The sequence below is a fragment of the Leclercia sp. UBA7405 genome (genome assembly GCF_037152215.1).
Taxonomy (GTDB): Bacteria; Pseudomonadota; Gammaproteobacteria; order Enterobacterales; family Enterobacteriaceae; genus Enterobacter; species Enterobacter pneumoniae.
On record NZ_JBBCMR010000001.1, the window covers coordinates 2,140,073 to 2,155,957 of the forward strand.

The 15,885-nt window shown below is 56.2% G+C and carries 16 protein-coding genes; 6 read left to right on the top strand and 10 right to left on the bottom strand.

Going from position 1 to position 15,885, the window contains the following annotated elements; translation table 11 throughout:
• Positions 1-47 precede the first annotated feature (47 nt).
• From WFN75_RS10525 to WFN75_RS10535, 3 genes are read right to left on the bottom strand one after another with little or no spacing between them, the layout of a single operon-like run.
• Positions 48-2,249, bottom strand: coding sequence for a polysaccharide biosynthesis tyrosine autokinase (locus WFN75_RS10525; RefSeq protein ID WP_336996123.1), 2,202 nt, complete (start codon positions 2,247-2,249; stop codon positions 48-50).
• Positions 2,231-2,707: an arsenate reductase/protein-tyrosine-phosphatase family protein gene (locus WFN75_RS10530; protein WP_046884766.1), complete on the bottom strand. Its 477-nt coding sequence runs from the start codon at positions 2,705-2,707 to the stop codon at positions 2,231-2,233. The genes WFN75_RS10525 and WFN75_RS10530 overlap by 19 nt, the downstream gene beginning before the upstream one ends.
• Positions 2,698-3,834, bottom strand: coding sequence for a polysaccharide export protein (locus WFN75_RS10535; protein WP_046884765.1), 1,137 nt, complete (start codon positions 3,832-3,834; stop codon positions 2,698-2,700). Before WFN75_RS10535 ends, WFN75_RS10530 begins: the two co-directional genes overlap by 10 nt.
• A gap of 456 nt (positions 3,835-4,290) precedes the next feature.
• Here WFN75_RS10535 and WFN75_RS10540 point away from each other — a divergent pair, with 456 nt between their 5' ends.
• Complete coding sequence (locus WFN75_RS10540; protein WP_040074836.1) at positions 4,291-4,623, top strand: RcnB family protein; 333 nt, start codon at positions 4,291-4,293, stop codon at positions 4,621-4,623.
• Entirely contained in the window at positions 4,574-5,056 is a 483-nt protein-coding gene (locus WFN75_RS10545) for a GNAT family N-acetyltransferase (RefSeq protein ID WP_263617445.1), read from the top strand. The genes WFN75_RS10540 and WFN75_RS10545 overlap by 50 nt, the downstream gene beginning before the upstream one ends.
• A 15-nt stretch (positions 5,057-5,071) precedes the next feature.
• Here WFN75_RS10545 and apbC read toward each other — a convergent pair whose 3' ends face one another.
• The gene (apbC, locus tag WFN75_RS10550) at positions 5,072-6,181 is read right to left on the bottom strand and encodes an iron-sulfur cluster carrier protein ApbC (protein WP_040074834.1); all 1,110 of its coding nucleotides are present in this window, start codon (positions 6,179-6,181) and stop codon (positions 5,072-5,074) included.
• A 166-nt stretch (positions 6,182-6,347) separates the two neighbouring features.
• On the opposite strand from apbC, the gene metG reads away from it, so the two are divergent.
• Both metG and WFN75_RS10560 read left to right on the top strand, forming a co-directional pair.
• Positions 6,348-8,381: a methionine--tRNA ligase gene (gene metG, locus WFN75_RS10555; protein WP_336996124.1), complete on the top strand. Its 2,034-nt coding sequence runs from the start codon at positions 6,348-6,350 to the stop codon at positions 8,379-8,381.
• A 145-nt stretch (positions 8,382-8,526) separates the two neighbouring features.
• Positions 8,527-8,982 (top strand): DUF1307 domain-containing protein, encoded by a 456-nt coding sequence (locus tag WFN75_RS10560; protein ID WP_336996125.1) that lies wholly within the window; start codon positions 8,527-8,529, stop codon positions 8,980-8,982.
• A gap of 44 nt (positions 8,983-9,026) precedes the next feature.
• On the opposite strand, the gene WFN75_RS10565 is transcribed toward WFN75_RS10560, so the two are convergent.
• The 3 genes from WFN75_RS10565 to WFN75_RS10575 are packed head-to-tail and all read right to left on the bottom strand — an operon-like array spanning position 9,027 to position 11,943.
• Positions 9,027-9,494, bottom strand: coding sequence for a DUF1456 family protein (locus WFN75_RS10565; RefSeq protein WP_046884759.1), 468 nt, complete (start codon positions 9,492-9,494; stop codon positions 9,027-9,029).
• 47 nt (positions 9,495-9,541) lie between these two features.
• The gene (btsR, locus tag WFN75_RS10570; protein WP_040074830.1) at positions 9,542-10,261 is read right to left on the bottom strand and encodes a two-component system response regulator BtsR; all 720 of its coding nucleotides are present in this window, start codon (positions 10,259-10,261) and stop codon (positions 9,542-9,544) included.
• Complete coding sequence (locus tag WFN75_RS10575) at positions 10,255-11,943, bottom strand: sensor histidine kinase (protein ID WP_040074829.1); 1,689 nt, start codon at positions 11,941-11,943, stop codon at positions 10,255-10,257. Before WFN75_RS10575 ends, btsR begins: the two co-directional genes overlap by 7 nt.
• A gap of 219 nt (positions 11,944-12,162) precedes the next feature.
• On the opposite strand from WFN75_RS10575, the gene mlrA reads away from it, so the two are divergent.
• Together mlrA and WFN75_RS10585 are read left to right on the top strand one after the other, a co-directional pair.
• Complete coding sequence (gene mlrA / locus WFN75_RS10580) at positions 12,163-12,897, top strand: HTH-type transcriptional regulator MlrA (RefSeq protein WP_046884757.1); 735 nt, start codon at positions 12,163-12,165, stop codon at positions 12,895-12,897.
• A gap of 59 nt (positions 12,898-12,956) precedes the next feature.
• Entirely contained in the window at positions 12,957-13,070 is a 114-nt protein-coding gene (locus tag WFN75_RS10585) for a protein YohO (RefSeq protein ID WP_072039489.1), read from the top strand.
• On the opposite strand, the gene WFN75_RS10590 is transcribed toward WFN75_RS10585, so the two are convergent.
• From WFN75_RS10590 to WFN75_RS10600, 3 genes are read right to left on the bottom strand one after another with little or no spacing between them, the layout of a single operon-like run.
• Entirely contained in the window at positions 13,045-13,782 is a 738-nt protein-coding gene (locus WFN75_RS10590; protein WP_040074827.1) for an ABC transporter permease, read from the bottom strand. The two genes, WFN75_RS10585 and WFN75_RS10590, sit on opposite strands and share 26 nt — an antisense overlap.
• Positions 13,766-14,716, bottom strand: coding sequence for an ABC transporter ATP-binding protein (locus tag WFN75_RS10595; protein ID WP_233801712.1), 951 nt, complete (start codon positions 14,714-14,716; stop codon positions 13,766-13,768). The genes WFN75_RS10590 and WFN75_RS10595 overlap by 17 nt, the downstream gene beginning before the upstream one ends.
• On the bottom strand, positions 14,709-15,866 hold the full coding sequence (locus tag WFN75_RS10600; protein ID WP_336996126.1) for an ABC transporter permease: 1,158 nt from the start codon (positions 15,864-15,866) through the stop codon (positions 14,709-14,711). Before WFN75_RS10600 ends, WFN75_RS10595 begins: the two co-directional genes overlap by 8 nt.
• Positions 15,867-15,885 lie beyond the last annotated feature (19 nt).

Consider the following 15,885-nt stretch of genomic DNA (forward strand, 5'->3'; position numbering starts at 1 on the left):
AAGAAGTTTAGAGAACCGCTGCACCCTGTCAGGTGCAGCGATTAAGATCAGGGATGCGCGGTTTTACTGTGCTGCGGGTCTTTGCTCTTTGACGCGGTATAGGCATAGGCGTCGTAGCCGGTGCTGTAGTGGTTAACCAGAGATTTGACCACGTCGTTAAGTATCGCCCCTTTGATGTTCACCCCCATCTGTTCGAGACGACGGACGCTGGTGACCATCTCCTTCACGCTGGTGATGTTATGGCGCGCAACCAGCAGCGTCGATGCCGCCATACGCCCGACCATGGCGGCATCGGTGACCGCCAGAATCGGCGGCGTATCGACAATCACCATATCGTAGTTCTCGCTGGCCCAGTGCATAAAGGCCTTGAAGCGCGAGTGCATCAGCAGCTCAGAGGGGTTCGGCGGATAATACCCGCAGGTGACCACATCGAAATGTCCGTCCTCGTAGGTCTGCACCGCCTCGTCGAAGGCGATTTTGCCGGACAGCAGTTCAGAGAGCCCGCGCTCGTTTTGTAGCGCAAAAATGTTATGGACATAACCCTTACGCATATCCGCATCAACGAAGAGAACACGTCCGCCAATCTGCGCCACCAGCGCCGCCAGCGAGGTACTGACCAGCGTTTTACCGCAATCCTGCGAGGGGCCACTGAACATCAGGATGTTATTATCAGCGTCCATCATTGCAAAATGCAGGCTGGTGCGCAGACCGCGTATCGCCTCCACAAAAATGTCCAGCGGCTTGTCGACCGGCAAAAAGGGAACATTAACAATTTTATGCCGGGTACGGTTACGCCAGAAATCAAAGCTACGCAGATGCGTTTTACTGCTCAGCCATTCTGAACGGGGCAGCGTTGCGTAGACGGTAATGCCCTGGTTTTCGAGTTGCTCCGGCGAAATAATCCCCTGGCGAATTGCGCTACGTGCCAGTATCCCTCCCGAGGAGATCAGCAACCCGAGCAGGGTGGCAAGAACGACAATCAACCCTTTGCGCGGCTGCACGGGGTCAGGCTGCGCGACCGCCGAATCGATAATACGGACATTGCCGATCGTGCTGGAACGGGAGATATCCAGCTCCTGCTGACGGGTAAGCAGTTGCAGGTAGATCGCGCGCCCCGAATCCACGTCCCGACTCAGCCGTAAAATCTCCTGCTGGGTGGATGGCATCGTTCCGACCCGCTTATTCAACCGCTCACGCTCCTTTTCCAGCGTGATCCGTTTGTCCCGTAGCGCACGATAAGTGGGGTGATCCTTTTTAAAGTGCTGTGAAACTTCCGCCTCGCGGAAGGTCAGTTCGTTCAGCTGATTGTCGACATTGACAATCTGCTCAAGGACCGATTTAGCCTCCAGCGACAGATCGACCGAATCCCGCTTTTTGCGGTAGTTGTTCAGGCGACCCTCCGCTTCATCCAGCTCTCCGCGCACCTTCGGCAACTGTCGCTTCAGGAAGGCGAGACTTTGTGAATCCTGCGCGGCCTGACGGTCGATATTCTGCTGCAGATAATTATTGGCAATTTGATTTAGCGTAGCCGCAATGGCGTCTCGCTCAGGACCGGTTAAACTGAGTTCCAGTACCCCACTCTCTTTGCCCTTTTCGACCACACTAAAGCGTTTCGACAAGACGTTGATCGCCTCAAGCTGCGTTTTCTGGCTGATTTTAAAGCGAGTACCGACCGGGGCGCGCAATTCACGCACCCGCAGCGCGACGCCCGCTTTCTGCACCAGTTTCCCCGGGGTGCCATGCACGTTGATATCAATGCCTTCAAGCAGGAACTCACCATTTTTCCCGGCGGTCAGGGTCAGGGGGGAGTGCCTGGAGGGCAACATCAGCCAGTCGAGCTTCAGCACGGGCGTCTCCTGGCCTGTCAGCCGGGCCAGACCGTTGCCAATGAGCGGGAAACGCACCGGGACGATCTCATCGCGCAGGCGTAAATCATCGACGGTTTTACCCAGAATCATCCGCGATTTCAGCAGCTGGATTTCTGCCGTCGAGTCTGGTGAAGCATCCCCCGACAGCTGAGTGATCGATTTAAGGAGATTATTTTGCTGCTTTTGTTCAATTTGAATGATCGCATCGGCGATATAGACCGGCGAGGCAAAGAGTGCATACAGCAGACCGCAGGTTGCGCAGAGCAGCGTGAAACTCAATATACAAACGCGATGATCGATCAATTCGCTGAGCAGGCGAGCCAGATCCAGCTCCTGGGTTTCCATCCCGTAGCCAGACTGATTTACTGTTTTTGACGACATGTTGGTAATCCCTTAACTGTGAGCCGGCTGGCCCATTCCTGACTCGCCTCGCTTAACAGGCGAAAAACATACTCAAACGCATCCCGGCTCTGGCCGAACGGATCCGGGATCTCCTGTCCCCCCTGCCATTTACCGTACAGTAGCGCTTTGCCGCGCACCTCCGGCGCGATTTGCGAGATGCGGTTGATTTGCGCCTGCTCCATCGCAAGAATCAGATCGTGCTGCTTAAGCATGGGGGCGGTGACTACGCGCGCGACATGGTCAGCAAGCGAAATGCCATGCGCCGCCGCCACCGCCAGCGCCTGAGGGTGAACGGGCCGTCCGTTCAGTCCACTGATGCCTGCCGAGCTGACGGCGATCTCCGGCATCTTCTGCTGTAAAAGCCCCTCCCCCATCGGGGAGCGGCAGATGTTTCCTGTACACACCACCAGAATGGTTTGGATCCGCATTATGGCCACGTCCTGATGGAATGAACGGTTTCAGTCAGATCGTGGATACCGGTGATTGTCGGTACCAGCTGTTTCACGACGCGGTTCCAGCGAGCCAATGGCGCCGTAGTGACATAGACGATGTCGTAGGGCTGCAGCTCAAACTCCGTGGCCAGAACCATGGCCGACGCGTCGCGCGCTTTCAGCTGATAGATATTGGCAATTTTGCTCCCGGGCTTTTTCTCAGTCGTCGAGCGAATCACAAAAATGCCGGTAGCATCCGCCAGATCCTGGTTAATACCGCCCGCATTACCCAGGGCTTCCGCCAGGGTCATACCGCTGCGATCCATCTTCAGCGTGCTCTGTTTCACCACTTCCCCCATCACAAAGACCTTGAGGGCATCATTACGTGGAATAAAGAGGATATCGCCGGCGCTAAGCAGGCGGTTCTGACTGAGATCGCCATGCTGCATTAACGCATAGAGGGAAATCACGGAATCTTTGCCGTCATGGGTCAGCACCACGTTTCGCCAGTCGGCATCCGCAGAGAGACCGCCTGCCGCGTTAATGGCATCCATCACAGTCAGCGGAATATTGGTGATAGGCTGTTGGCCCGATTTTGCGACTTCACCCGTGACATAGGCTTTTTGCGAGCGAAACGCCGCGACGCTGACATCAACCTGTGGGCTTTCGATAACCCGCTCCAGCCGCCGGGTGATCTCACTGCGCACCTCTGCCAGCGTTTTCCCGGCTACGTGCAGCTTGCCAACGTAGGGATAAAAGAGAGTGCCATCCGCCCCTACCCAGTTGCCGGTATCGCTGGCGCTACGATATTGCCCGGCAGGCGTGGTGAGCTCCGGGTGATCCCATACGGTGATCATCAGAATGTCACCGGTGCCGATCCGGTACTCCCACTTTTTAAGCTGTTCGTCGAGTCCAGGATTTGCCTGAGATTTCAGGCTGGCTGGACGCAACTGTTCAATCACAGAAGGGGTAAGTGGCCATATTTCGACTTTTTTGCTTATATCGTCGGAGGAATCAACGGTGTGGGCTATCTTTTTCCCATTCGTTTTAAGATGTTGCCCAGGAATATTAACGCAGCCTGTTAACAACCCTGTTGTAATAAGTAAAGTCCATATCCGTATTTTAGCTTTCATTAATAATGACGCCCTGAAATTAATGTTGATACACCCGACAAGCCCGGCATTGCTGATTTGTAATAACTAATTAATATTTATAGATTTATGAGGCATCGAAACGGTATGATCCGTCCGACGAAAGTATGCTGATATTATCTGAAATATAAGCAGTGAGGAAAATCCAATAACCTTCCAGGCATTTTAAACGCTGTGCTACAAAATTAACACAGCGTGTGCGTTCTATTAATGGATAACGGCTTCAGATTCGGAATTCATTAATAAAGCAATACAAATAATTATTACTATTCTTAATGTAATTCATGCGACCGATAATTAGCGGCCACTGCTGGCGGCCAAAAGTACGGTTTGTTACATTTTTTCTCTGACGCGCCAGCAGGCGAAACTTGAGATAGACTGTCGGTTGAGTAATAACTGATGTCGCGTCACAGCAAAGCGTTAAGAACTGGAGAAAAAATGAACAAAGGTAAAGTACTGCTTCTGGGCACATTACTGTCTCTGGCGAGCACAGCATTTATTGCGCCTCTGGCCGTTGCGGCCCCTGGTGGCATCCAGGCCTATGAGGAGCAGGAGTTTATTGCCGATTTCACCAAATACAAAATTGGCGATTTTGCCCCCGCGCAATACCAGACCCCGGAATACACCATTAAACAGTACAATCTGCGTAACTTGCCTGCGCCCGATGCCGGCACGCACTGGACTTACATGGGTGAGAACTACGTACTGATTGGCGATACCGATGGCAAAATCTACAAAGCCTACAACGGTGACATCTTCTACCATCGTTAAGCCCGTGAAAATTCGTCCCTGGCAGGAGAGTGACCGCCCTTTCCTGCGCACGCTCTACCTCCACGCCCGTCGCGCTGCCTGGCCATGGCTTGATGACAGCGCCTGGCGTCTTGAGGATTTCGATGCCGCCACGCTTAATGAGCAGATTTGGGTGGCGATTGACTCGGGTCACCGGGTAGGTTTTGCCTCAGTGGCGGTCAATGACAATTTCCTGCACTGCCTGTTTGTCGATCCCCATTTTCAGGGTCAGGGGGCAGGTAAAGCCTTGCTCGAACACGTTCAGCAAAGGTTTACCAGCACCGGAGCATTGAAATGTCTGGTGAAGAACAGTCGTGCCGTGGAATTTTACCAGCGCCAGGGGTGGCATATTGAAGCGACGGGAGAGTCGCCGGACGGCGAGTATTATCTGATGCACTACAGGCTGCCCGGTTAGGGCAGCCTGCTTATTTTAGACCGCGCGGAACGCGATTTCGCTCGGGATAACGTCACCCTGCCAGTAGAGCTGCGCCGCAACGCGCCCCGCCAGCTGGCGATACATATCCGCAAACTCGCTAGCCGGACGGCTCACGACCGTTGGCTTGCCGCTGTCGAGATCCTCACGCAGCGTGATGTGTAACGGCATCTGTCCCAGCAGTTGAGTGTGATACTGTTCAGCCAGTTTTTCTGCGCCACCGGTCCCGAAGATAGGCTCATGATGCCCGCAGTTGCTGCAGATGTGCATGCTCATGTTCTCAACGATGCCCAGCACCGGCACTTCCACTTTCTCGAACATCACGATGCCTTTTTTAGCATCGATAAGCGCGATGTCCTGCGGTGTGGTCACCACAACCGCCCCGGTGACCGGGATGTTCTGCGCCAGGGTCAACTGAATGTCCCCGGTACCCGGCGGCATATCCAGGACCAGGTAATCCAGATCCGGCCACATGGTCTCTTGTAACATCTGCATCAGGGCTTTACTGGCCATCGGACCGCGCCACACCATGGCGTTGTCGTCAGTTACCAGGTAACCGATAGAGTTTGTCGCCAGCCCGTGCGCCATGATCGGCGCCATATGGGTGCCATCCGGCGACGTTGGGCGCTGGTTTTCTGCTCCCAGCATGTTCGGGATCGATGGGCCATAAATGTCCGCATCCAGGATGCCCACTTTTGCCCCTTCTGCGGCCAGCGCCAGCGCCAGGTTTACCGCGGTAGAGGATTTCCCTACCCCGCCCTTGCCGGAACTAACCGCAATGATATTTTTCACGCCGTTCACGCCCGGATGGTTTTTCACGCGCTTGAGGGTGGCGATGCTGTGCGACAACTTCCAGTCAATCGCTTTTGCGCCAGTAATGCGCAGCAGCTCAGAGCTGGTCTGCTCTTTCAGCGTTTCGAAAGCGCTGCGCCAGATAAATGGCATTTGCAGCTCAATGTGCAGCGTCTCATCCAGCCACGCTACATGGTGCAGCGCTTTCAGCGTGGTGAGATTGTGTTTCAGGGTTGGATGCTGAAAATTTGCCAGCGTCCCGGCGACCATTGCTCGTAAGGCTTCCGGTGATTTGGCCTGGGATTGAGAACTCATCCCGACTCCTTTGTTGTAGTTCTGAAATAGCATGCGTAGAGCCTAAGTTTACCCTACAGGCCACAATTATTCATTTATGGATTGATGCCCTTATTTCTTGGCGTAGTTATTCCCTTTCGGGTAACATCAAACCCCCTTTTCACAGTTAAAAGAAGTAATGCTTACTATGACTCAAGTCGCGAAAAAAATTCTGGTAACGTGCGCACTGCCGTACGCCAACGGCTCCATCCACCTCGGCCACATGCTGGAGCATATCCAGGCTGATGTCTGGGTCCGTTACCAGCGAATGCGCGGCCACGAAGTCAACTTCATCTGTGCAGACGATGCCCACGGCACGCCAATCATGCTGAAAGCGCAGCAGCTTGGCGTCAGCCCGGAGCAGATGATCGGGGAGATGAGTCAGGAACACCAGACCGACTTCGCCGGTTTCGATATCAGCTATGACAACTACCACTCGACGCACAGCGACGAGAACCGTGAGCTGTCAGAGCTTATCTATACCTGTCTGAAAGAGAACGGTTTTATTAAAAACCGCACCATTTCTCAGCTCTACGATCCGGAAAAAGGCATGTTCCTGCCAGACCGTTTCGTGAAAGGCACCTGCCCGAAATGTAAATCGCCGGATCAGTATGGTGATAACTGCGAAGTGTGCGGCGCGACCTACAGCCCGACCGAACTTATCGAGCCGAAATCCGTGGTATCCGGCGCAACGCCTGTCATGCGCGACTCTGAGCACTTCTTCTTTGATCTGCCGTCCTTCAGCGAAATGCTGCAGGCCTGGACCCGCAGCGGCGCGCTGCAGGAGCAGGTGGCGAACAAGATGCAGGAGTGGTTCGAGTCTGGTCTGCAGCAGTGGGATATCTCCCGCGATGCGCCGTACTTTGGCTTTGAGATCCCGAACGCGCCGGGCAAATATTTCTACGTCTGGCTGGATGCGCCAATTGGCTACATGGGCTCCTTCAAGAACCTGTGCGACAAGCGCGGCGATACCACCAGCTTTGAGGAATACTGGAAGAAAGATTCCACCGCCGAGCTCTACCACTTTATCGGCAAAGATATCGTTTACTTCCACAGCCTGTTCTGGCCGGCCATGCTGGAAGGCAGCAACTTCCGCAAGCCGACCAACCTGTTCGTCCACGGCTATGTGACGGTGAACGGCGCGAAGATGTCCAAATCCCGCGGCACCTTTATTAAAGCCAGCACCTGGCTGAACCACTTCGACGCGGACAGCCTGCGCTACTACTACACCGCGAAGCTCTCTTCCCGTATCGACGATATCGACCTGAACCTGGAAGATTTCGTCCAGCGCGTTAACGCGGACATCGTTAACAAGGTGGTGAACCTGGCCTCCCGTAACGCGGGCTTCATTGCTAAGCGTTTCGACGGCGTGCTCTCTGCCGAACTGGCCGATCCTGCGCTGTACAAAACCTTCACCGACGCCGCGGCTGCGATTGGCGAGGCCTGGGAAAGCCGTGAATTCGGTAAAGCCATTCGCGAAATCATGGCGCTGGCTGACGTGGCGAACCGCTACGTTGACGAGCAGGCACCGTGGGTTGTCGCTAAGCAGGAAGGTCGCGATGCGGACCTGCAGGCTATCTGCACCATGGGCCTGAATATGTTCCGCGTGCTGATGACCTGGCTGAAGCCGGTTCTGCCGCAGCTCTCTGCGCGTGCTGAAGCATTCCTGAACACCGAGCTGACCTGGGATGCCATCCATCAGCCGCTGCTCGGCCACAAGGTGAACACCTTCAAGGCGCTCTATAACCGCATCGAAATGAAGCAGGTTGAAGCCCTGGTCGACGCCTCTAAAGAAGAGGTGAAGGCTGCCGCTGCGCCGGTAACCGGCCCGCTGGCCGACGATCCGATTCAGGAGACCATCACCTTTGATGATTTCGCCAAAGTCGACTTGCGCGTCGCGCTGATTGAAAACGCGGAATTCGTCGACGGCTCCGACAAGCTGCTGCGTCTGACGCTGGATCTGGGCGGCGAGAAGCGTAACGTCTTCTCCGGCATCCGCTCTGCCTATCCAGACCCGCAGATGCTGATTGGTCGCCTGACGGTGATGGTGGCTAACCTTGCGCCACGCAAAATGCGCTTCGGCATCTCTGAGGGTATGGTGATGGCCGCAGGCCCTGGCGGGAAAGATATCTTCCTGTTAAGCCCTGACGACGGCGCGAAGCCGGGTCAGCAGGTGAAATAACCCCCTCCCCTTAAAGCGCTGCAGTGGCAGCGCTTTTTTTATAAATTCCGAAATCAAATCCCTTCACCACATTCCCGCTTTGGATATCACGATGACCTGTTAGCATCGTCGCGAAAAAGGGTCTGCTTTAACAAAAGGGAATTTGATGACAGTAAACCGCCTCACCACCGCGCTGGCCGTGATCTTGTTCGCCGCCACGGCTGTGGGCTGCGATAGCACAAGCGAAAACAGCCGCACCTTTACCAACGGCGCAAAAGAGAGTGAGATCACCTTCACTTATTACTATGAAGGGGACACCATCACTCGCCAGGATACCCAGAGTAAAATCACCTACCGATCGATGGGTGCCGCGGATGAAGCGCAGGCGCGCCAGTCCATTGAGACCATGGTGGCCCATTATGCCGGGGTGAAAGGGGCCAAATACAGTGCAGAGTATCAGCCCGACGCCGTACTGCTACGCGTCTCGGTAAACTTTAGCGAGGTCAGCGACCGCGATCTGTGCAGATTACAGGGTAAAGAGGCCGACTGTGAAAAACCGAGCCTTTCAATGGCTGAATCGGCAGAACATCGGCTTGCGCAGGGATTTGTCGAGGTGAAATGAGTACGCGCCCCCGCAGAACGTAGCTGCCGGGGCGGTCACTGGCGTCAGGCTTTGGCGTGCACCCGGTTGGTCAGGCCGCGCAGGAAGTAACGCAAGAACTGATCGCCGCACTCACGGTAGTTCTTGTGGTCCGGCGCGCGCATCATGGCCGTGATTTCCGGCATAGAGACGCGAAACTTCTGCTCGGTCATGATCGCCAGAATATCGTCTGTTTTCAGGGAGAAGGCGATGCGCAGTTTCTTCAGCACCGTGTTATTGTTAACACGACGCTCAAGCGCCAGCTCAGGCGCGGATTCATCTTTGCCACGCTTATCGTAGATCAGCCCGTTCAGGAAGCCAGACAGAATAATGTCCGGGCAACGGACAAAACCCTCTTCGTCCTCTTTGGTCATCCAGGTGTCGAAACCGGCAGAGGTGGACTCCATCTCGGAGAGCGCAAGAATGCGCACCATATCGTTATTGTTCGCTTTCAGGGTGTAGCGCAGGCTACGAAGAATGTCATTACTAAGCATGAGTGCCTTTAACTGTCGATGATGCAATGGCGCGCAGTGTAGCAGTTTTACAGCCCAATCGCCTCTTTCAAACTCTTCAGATAGCGGCGGCTTACCGGCACCGTCTGCCCGGATTTTAAGACCAGCTCCGCCTGACCGTTCTCCTCCAGCCGGATCTCTTCCAGGTGGGCCATGTTAACCAGGTATTGTCGATGGCAGCGCAACAGCGGCGTGCGGCTCTCCAGGGTTCGTAGCGTCAGCTCGGTAAAACCCTCTTTGCCTTCATGGCTGGTCACGAAAACCCCGCTCATTCGACTGCTGACAAAGGCCACGTCATCCATCTGCAGCAGATAAATACGGCTATGGCCCGAACAGGGAATGAACTTCAGGGGCTGCTGATTTTCCGCCAGCAGCGAAACATCCTGCACGCTACGCTCTTGCCGTAAACGGTTAAGGGTCTTTTCCAGCCGCTTCTCTTCGATGGGCTTCAGCAGATAGTCAAACGCATGTTCTTCAAAGGCTTTTACCGCGTACTCATCGTAGGCGGTCAGAAACACGATATAGGGCCGGTGCGCCGGATCGAGCATTCCCACCATCTCCAGACCGCTGATGCGTGGCATCTGAATGTCCAGAAACAGCACATCCGGACGCAGCGTATGGACGGCCCCGATAGCTTCGATGGCGTTGGCGCACTCCCCTACCACCTCGATATCACGCTGTTCCTGCAGGAGCACCCGCAGGTTTTCCCTCGCCAGAGGTTCATCATCAACTATCAGCACGTTCAGCATGTGCGTTCCTCCAGGGGCAGACGTAAGGTAATACGGGTAAAGCAATCCGGTTCACAGGCCACGGTAATGCCACAGCTATCGCCGAAATGGGCACGCAATCGTTTATCGACCAGCCCCATGCCCAGTCCAGTGGATCCGGGTTTTGCGGTATACAAGCCGGCGTTATCTTCAATATCAAGCACCAGATGGTGATTAAACTGGCTGGCGGTAATGGAGATCTCACCGGTGCCCAACAGCTGGGAAGTGCCATGCTTGATGGCGTTCTCGACCAGCGGCTGCAAGGTAAAAGCAGGCAGCTGTTGCCATGAGAGCTTCTCCGGCACGTTCAGCGTCACCTGTAAACGCGCCTGGAAGCGCGCCTTTTCAATTTGCAGATAGGCATTCACATGCTCTATTTCATCTGCCAGGGTGACAATCTCTGACGGCCGCTTCAGGTTCTTACGGAAGAAGGTCGATAAAAATTGCACCAGCTGCGTGGCCTGGTCGCTATCACGGCGGATCACCGCCTTAAGCGTATTGAGGGCATTGAACAGGAAGTGCGGATTCACCTGAGCATGCAGCAGCTTGATCTCCGACTGCGTCAGTAACGCTTTTTGTCGCTCATACTGTCCGGCCAGAATTTGCGCCGAGAGCAGCTGGGCAATCCCCTCCCCCAGCGTGCGGTTGATGGAGCTAAAGAGTCGGTTTTTGGCTTCATAGAGCTTGATAGTGCCCATGACCCGCTGGTTCTCTCCCCGCAGCGGGATCACCAGCGTCGACCCTAGCTTGCACTGGGGATGCAGCGAACAGCGGTACGGCACTTCGTTACCGTCTGCGTAGACTACCTCACCGGTCTCGATGGCGCGAAGCGTATAGCTGGACGAAATCGGTCTGCCCGGCTGGTGATGGTCGTCTCCGATACCGGTAAAGGCCAGCAACTTCTCACGATCGGTGATGGCTACCGCGCTGATATCCAGCTCCTGATGCAGAACCAGCGCCACTTTCATGCTGTTCTCTTCGTTGAATCCCTGGCGCAAAATCCCCTCTGTCGAGGCCGCGACTTTCAGGGCGGTGGCGGAAAATGCCGAGGTATACTTTTCAAACATGGCCCGCTTATCGAGCAAGATACGCATAAACAGCGCGGCACCGACGGTGTTCGTGACCATCATCGGTGCCGCGATGCTGCTCACCAGATGCAGCGCGCTGTCATAGGGGCGGGCAATAAGCAGGATGATCAACATTTGCACCAGTTCGGCCACAAAGGTGATGGCGCCCGCGGTCAAGGGGCTGAAAACTTTGTCCGGACGGCCACGCTTAATCATGTAGCTGTGCACCAGCCCACCCAGCAGCCCCTCAACGATGGTGGAGATCATGCAGCTTAGCGCCGTCATGCCGCCCATGGAGTAGCGGTGCAGCCCACCGGTCAACCCCACCAACCCACCTACAACCGGGCCGCCCAGCAGCCCGCCCATGACCGCGCCAATGGCGCGCGTATTGGCAATGGAGTCTTCAATATGCAGGCCGAACCAGGTGCCGAGAATACAGAAAATAGAGAATACGACGTAGCAGAGGAGTTTATGCGGCAGACGCACGGTGACCTGCATCAGGGGGATAAAGAGGCGCGTTTTGCTCATCAGCCAGGCAATGACCAGGAACACGCACATCTGCTGAAGCAGCAACAACACCAGATTGAATTCGTACATACTTGAAAACCGCAAACCCTAAAAGCGCGTAACATACACCCATAAGCGTTAACTTTCTTTGTAGCAATACTTAATAAACCTCGTTTCGTGGCTGACATCACACCTTTTGCTGAACATATTCTGATCTTCGTATTGTTTGTGCAAAAAAAGGACAATTCTTCCTGGTTCGCGAAACTCGGTCTACAGTTAAGCTGGGAATGCGCAAGCCAGGGGGCTCAGATGGCGCTTTACACGATAGGGGAAGTGGCACTTCTTTGTGACATCAATCCCGTTACGTTACGGGCCTGGCAGCGTCGCTACGGATTACTGAAACCGCAGCGAACCGACGGCGGGCATCGGCTGTTTAACGATGCGGATATCGATCGGATCCGCGAAATTAAAGGCTGGATTGATAACGGCGTGCAGGTCAGCAAGGTGAAAACCCTGCTGAGCGAGCAGAATAATACTGAACAGGACATCTGGCGCGAACAGCAGGAAGTGTTGCTACGCTATTTGCAGTCTGGCCATCTCAACCGCCTGCGTCTCTGGCTTAAGGAACGGGGCAGTGACTATCCCGCACAGACGTTAATTGCCCACCTTTTCATCCCCCTTCGCCGACGTCTGCAATCCCAACAACCAACCCTTCAGGCGTTACTGAGTGCACTGGATGGCGTGCTGATTAATTACATCTGCATCTGTCTGGCGACGGCGCGTAAGAAAAACAGCAAAGACGCGCTCGTCATTGGCTGGAACGTGCATGATACGACCCGTCTGTGGCTGGAAGCCTGGATCGCCGCCCAGCAGGGGTGGCGCGTCGATGTACTGGCCCATTCGCTCGGCCAGTTGCGCCCGGAATTGTTTGACGGCCAGACGCTGCTGGTGTGGTGCGGTGAGTCCCCCACCGAAGCACAGCAGCAGCAACTAACCCAGTGGCAAGAGCACGGATATCCGGTCTTCTCCCTTAATGGCAATTAATGGTTCATTAACAGCCGTGCTTCGCCGTATAATCGCTCTGTTAACAAAAGGAGCACAAGATGAAAGCAACCAAAGTGGCGGTAATCACCCTGTTCGCACTGATGGCCGTAAGCGGTATTGGCGGTGTGATGCTGGCTGGCTATTCCTTTATTGTTCGCGGCGGTGTCGGCTGATCCAGCCTGCCAGCCGTTCAAAGGCGCGGTCTACCACAATGGCCGCCAGCGCCACCAGAGTCGCCCCCTGAATGATATAAGCCGTATTGAATCCGCTTAAGCCGATAATAATCGGCGTTCCCAGTGTGTTCGCCCCCACCGTCGACGCGATAGCCGCCGTACCAATATTGATGATCACCGAGGTGCGGATACCTGCCAGCATCACCGGCGCCGCCAGCGGCAGCTCAATACTGCGCAGTCGCTGCCAGCCGCTCATCCCCATCCCTTCCGCTACGCTGATGGCCGAGGCGGGCACTGCCGCGAGCCCTGCCAGCGTCGCCTGTAAAATCGGCAACACGCCGTAGAGGATCAGGGCGATAATCGCCGGCTGTTGCCCAAATCCCATCACGGGCACCGCAATGGCCAGTACCGCCACCGGCGGGAACGTCTGCCCGATAGCAGCCAGCGTTTCAATTAATGGGCGAAACTCCGCCCCTGCCGGGCGCGTCACCGCAATGCCTGCCCCCACGCCAATCGCCACCGCAATCAGGCTCGATATCCCCACCAGCCAGAAGTGCGCCAGCGTCAGGCTCAGAAAACTCTCTTGCTGATAAACCGGACGAGGCAGTTCAGGAAATAGAGCGCTGAAAAGGGGCGCACTGTGGGGCATGAGCAGCAGCAGCGCCACGAAGAGCAGCACCAGCCACAGCAGCGGGTCACGCATCCACTTCATGCGCGGCCTCCCCGTTCAGCAGATCGCGAAAATGCAGCGTGCCGCAAGGCTGACCCTGGGCGTTGACGACCGGCAACCGCTCGCAGCGGCCAGTGACAAACGCCGACAGGGCATCGCGCAGGCTCATGCTGTCGTGTAAGGGCTCACCCGCCTCCGGGGTCATCTCCCGACGCATCGACTCACCCACCGTTCGCAGGGAGAGCAACCGCACCCCCAGCTCGCTGTGGCCAAAGAACTCACGTACAAAGGGGGTGGCGGGCTGTGTTAACAGCTCCAGCGGCGAGCCTTGCTGCACGACTCTGCCGTTATCCATCAGCACCAGCCTATCCGCCAGCCTCAGGGCCTCGTCAATATCGTGGGTCACCAGAACAATGGTGCGCCCCAGAATGCGGTGAATACGGGTCATCTCCAGCTGCAATGCGCTGCGTGTGACCGGATCCAGCGCCCCGAAGGGTTCATCCATTAATAGCACTTCTGGGTTAGCAGCCAGCGCCCGGGCAACCCCTACGCGCTGCTGCTGCCCGCCAGAAAGCTGATGCGGATAGCGTTCCCGCAGGGAGGGATCCAGACCCAGCAGCGCCATCAGCTCATCGACGCGGTCGTCGATCTGTTGTTTCGACCACTTTTGCAACTGCGGCACGGTGGCAATGTTGCGCGCGACCGTCCAGTGGGGGAACAGCCCGATGGATTGAATGGCGTACCCCATACGCCGACGCAGCTCCAGCACCGGCAGGCTGCGGATCTCTTGCCCGGCGAAGCAGATGCGGCCGCTGTCATGTTCCACCAGCCGATTGATCATTTTCAGGGTGGTAGACTTCCCCGATCCGGAGGTGCCAATCAGCACTGAAAACGCCCCCTCCTCACAGGTGAGGTTCAGGTCGCTGACCGCCGGCTGACCGGCGAATACTTTATTTACATCGTGGAATTCAATCATCGCGACTCCCTTTCAGTAGCGCTATCCACAGGGCGAAGAGAGCGTCAATGACGACTGCCAGCGCAATAACCGGCACCACACCCAACAGCACAAGGTCGAGGGCACTACTCAGCAGCCCCTGGAACACCAGTGCACCAAACCCGCCGGCTCCAATCAGCGCGGCAATCACCGCCATCCCGACCGTCTGCACCGCTACCACCCGTAATGCGCGTAGCAGCACCGGTAGCGCAAGGGGAAGCTGGATCTGCCAGAAGCGCTGACGGGCGTTCATGCCCATCGCATCAGCACTTTCCAGCACGTCGGCAGGCACATGGCTTAACCCCGCCACCATCCCGCGCGCCAGCGGCAGCAAGGCGTAGAGCACCAGGGCAATCAGCGCCGGGGTCAACCCTGTCCCGGCGATACCCAGCGTCGAGAGCCACGGAAAGGCTTTGGTCAGCCCGGCCAGCGGCGCGATCAGCAGGCCAAACAGGGCCACGGAAGGGATAGTCTGGATAACGTTCAACACCGCAAACACCGACCCCTGGCGGGTGGGATGGCGATAACACCACATCCCCAGCGGCACGCCAATGACCAGCGCCGGGGCGAGAGTGCCCAGCAATAGCGTTAGATGCTGCGCCAGCGCGTTATCAAACACCTCCTGCCGATTGGCGTACTCCTTTAGCAACGATAAGCTATTCAGCTCACCGCTAAAGAGCAGGGCTAACGGCAGGATCCAGATTTGCGCATGCAGCAGCCAGCGCCAGACGGGCTGAGTCGAGAGACGACGAATAGCATCGCTGCAGGCCAGCAAGCACAAGGCCAGCCAGAGCCACAGACCGCTGCCAACCGACGTACGAGCCAGCGGACTCTCTGCCGTTACCAGGTGCTTGGCCGCCTGCCCTGCGCTCCAGAAAAGCACAATAAACAGCAGCTCGCATACCAGTAGCGTCAGCATCAGCGCCAGTCGGCCACGCGCCAGCGATAGCCCCGCCAGCAGGCAGAGCGGCGCCAGAAGCAGCCAGGGGGAAAAAGACCAGATTTGCCAGAGCGCACGCCCCTCTCCGGAAACCAGCCGGTTTGGGGCGAAATTGACGAAAGGCAGTGCGGCTGCCGCCACAGCCAGAATGGCCAGCAGCAACAGCACGCGGTTATGACAGGTTATCGGCACAGCAAAGTCCTGTTGCGGT

Bases quoted from the DNA above. Each gene is read 5' to 3' on its own strand.
- WFN75_RS10525 (WP_336996123.1), bottom strand. From the start codon at position 2,249: ATGTCGTCAAAAACAGTAAATCAGTCTGGCTACGGGATGGAAACCCAG.
- WFN75_RS10535 (WP_046884765.1), bottom strand. From the start codon at position 3,834: ATGAAAGCTAAAATACGGATATGGACTTTACTTATTACAACAGGGTTG.
- WFN75_RS10540 (WP_040074836.1), top strand. From the start codon at position 4,291: ATGAACAAAGGTAAAGTACTGCTTCTGGGCACATTACTGTCTCTGGCG.
- WFN75_RS10545 (WP_263617445.1), top strand. From the start codon at position 4,574: ATGGCAAAATCTACAAAGCCTACAACGGTGACATCTTCTACCATCGTT.
- apbC (WP_040074834.1), bottom strand. From the start codon at position 6,181: ATGAGTTCTCAATCCCAGGCCAAATCACCGGAAGCCTTACGAGCAATG.
- metG (WP_336996124.1), top strand. From the start codon at position 6,348: ATGACTCAAGTCGCGAAAAAAATTCTGGTAACGTGCGCACTGCCGTAC.
- WFN75_RS10560 (WP_336996125.1), top strand. From the start codon at position 8,527: ATGACAGTAAACCGCCTCACCACCGCGCTGGCCGTGATCTTGTTCGCC.
- WFN75_RS10565 (WP_046884759.1), bottom strand. From the start codon at position 9,494: ATGCTTAGTAATGACATTCTTCGTAGCCTGCGCTACACCCTGAAAGCG.
- btsR (WP_040074830.1), bottom strand. From the start codon at position 10,261: ATGCTGAACGTGCTGATAGTTGATGATGAACCTCTGGCGAGGGAAAAC.
- WFN75_RS10575 (WP_040074829.1), bottom strand. From the start codon at position 11,943: ATGTACGAATTCAATCTGGTGTTGTTGCTGCTTCAGCAGATGTGCGTG.
- mlrA (WP_046884757.1), top strand. From the start codon at position 12,163: ATGGCGCTTTACACGATAGGGGAAGTGGCACTTCTTTGTGACATCAAT.
- WFN75_RS10585 (WP_072039489.1), top strand. From the start codon at position 12,957: ATGAAAGCAACCAAAGTGGCGGTAATCACCCTGTTCGCACTGATGGCC.
- WFN75_RS10590 (WP_040074827.1), bottom strand. From the start codon at position 13,782: ATGAAGTGGATGCGTGACCCGCTGCTGTGGCTGGTGCTGCTCTTCGTG.
- WFN75_RS10595 (WP_233801712.1), bottom strand. From the start codon at position 14,716: ATGATTGAATTCCACGATGTAAATAAAGTATTCGCCGGTCAGCCGGCG.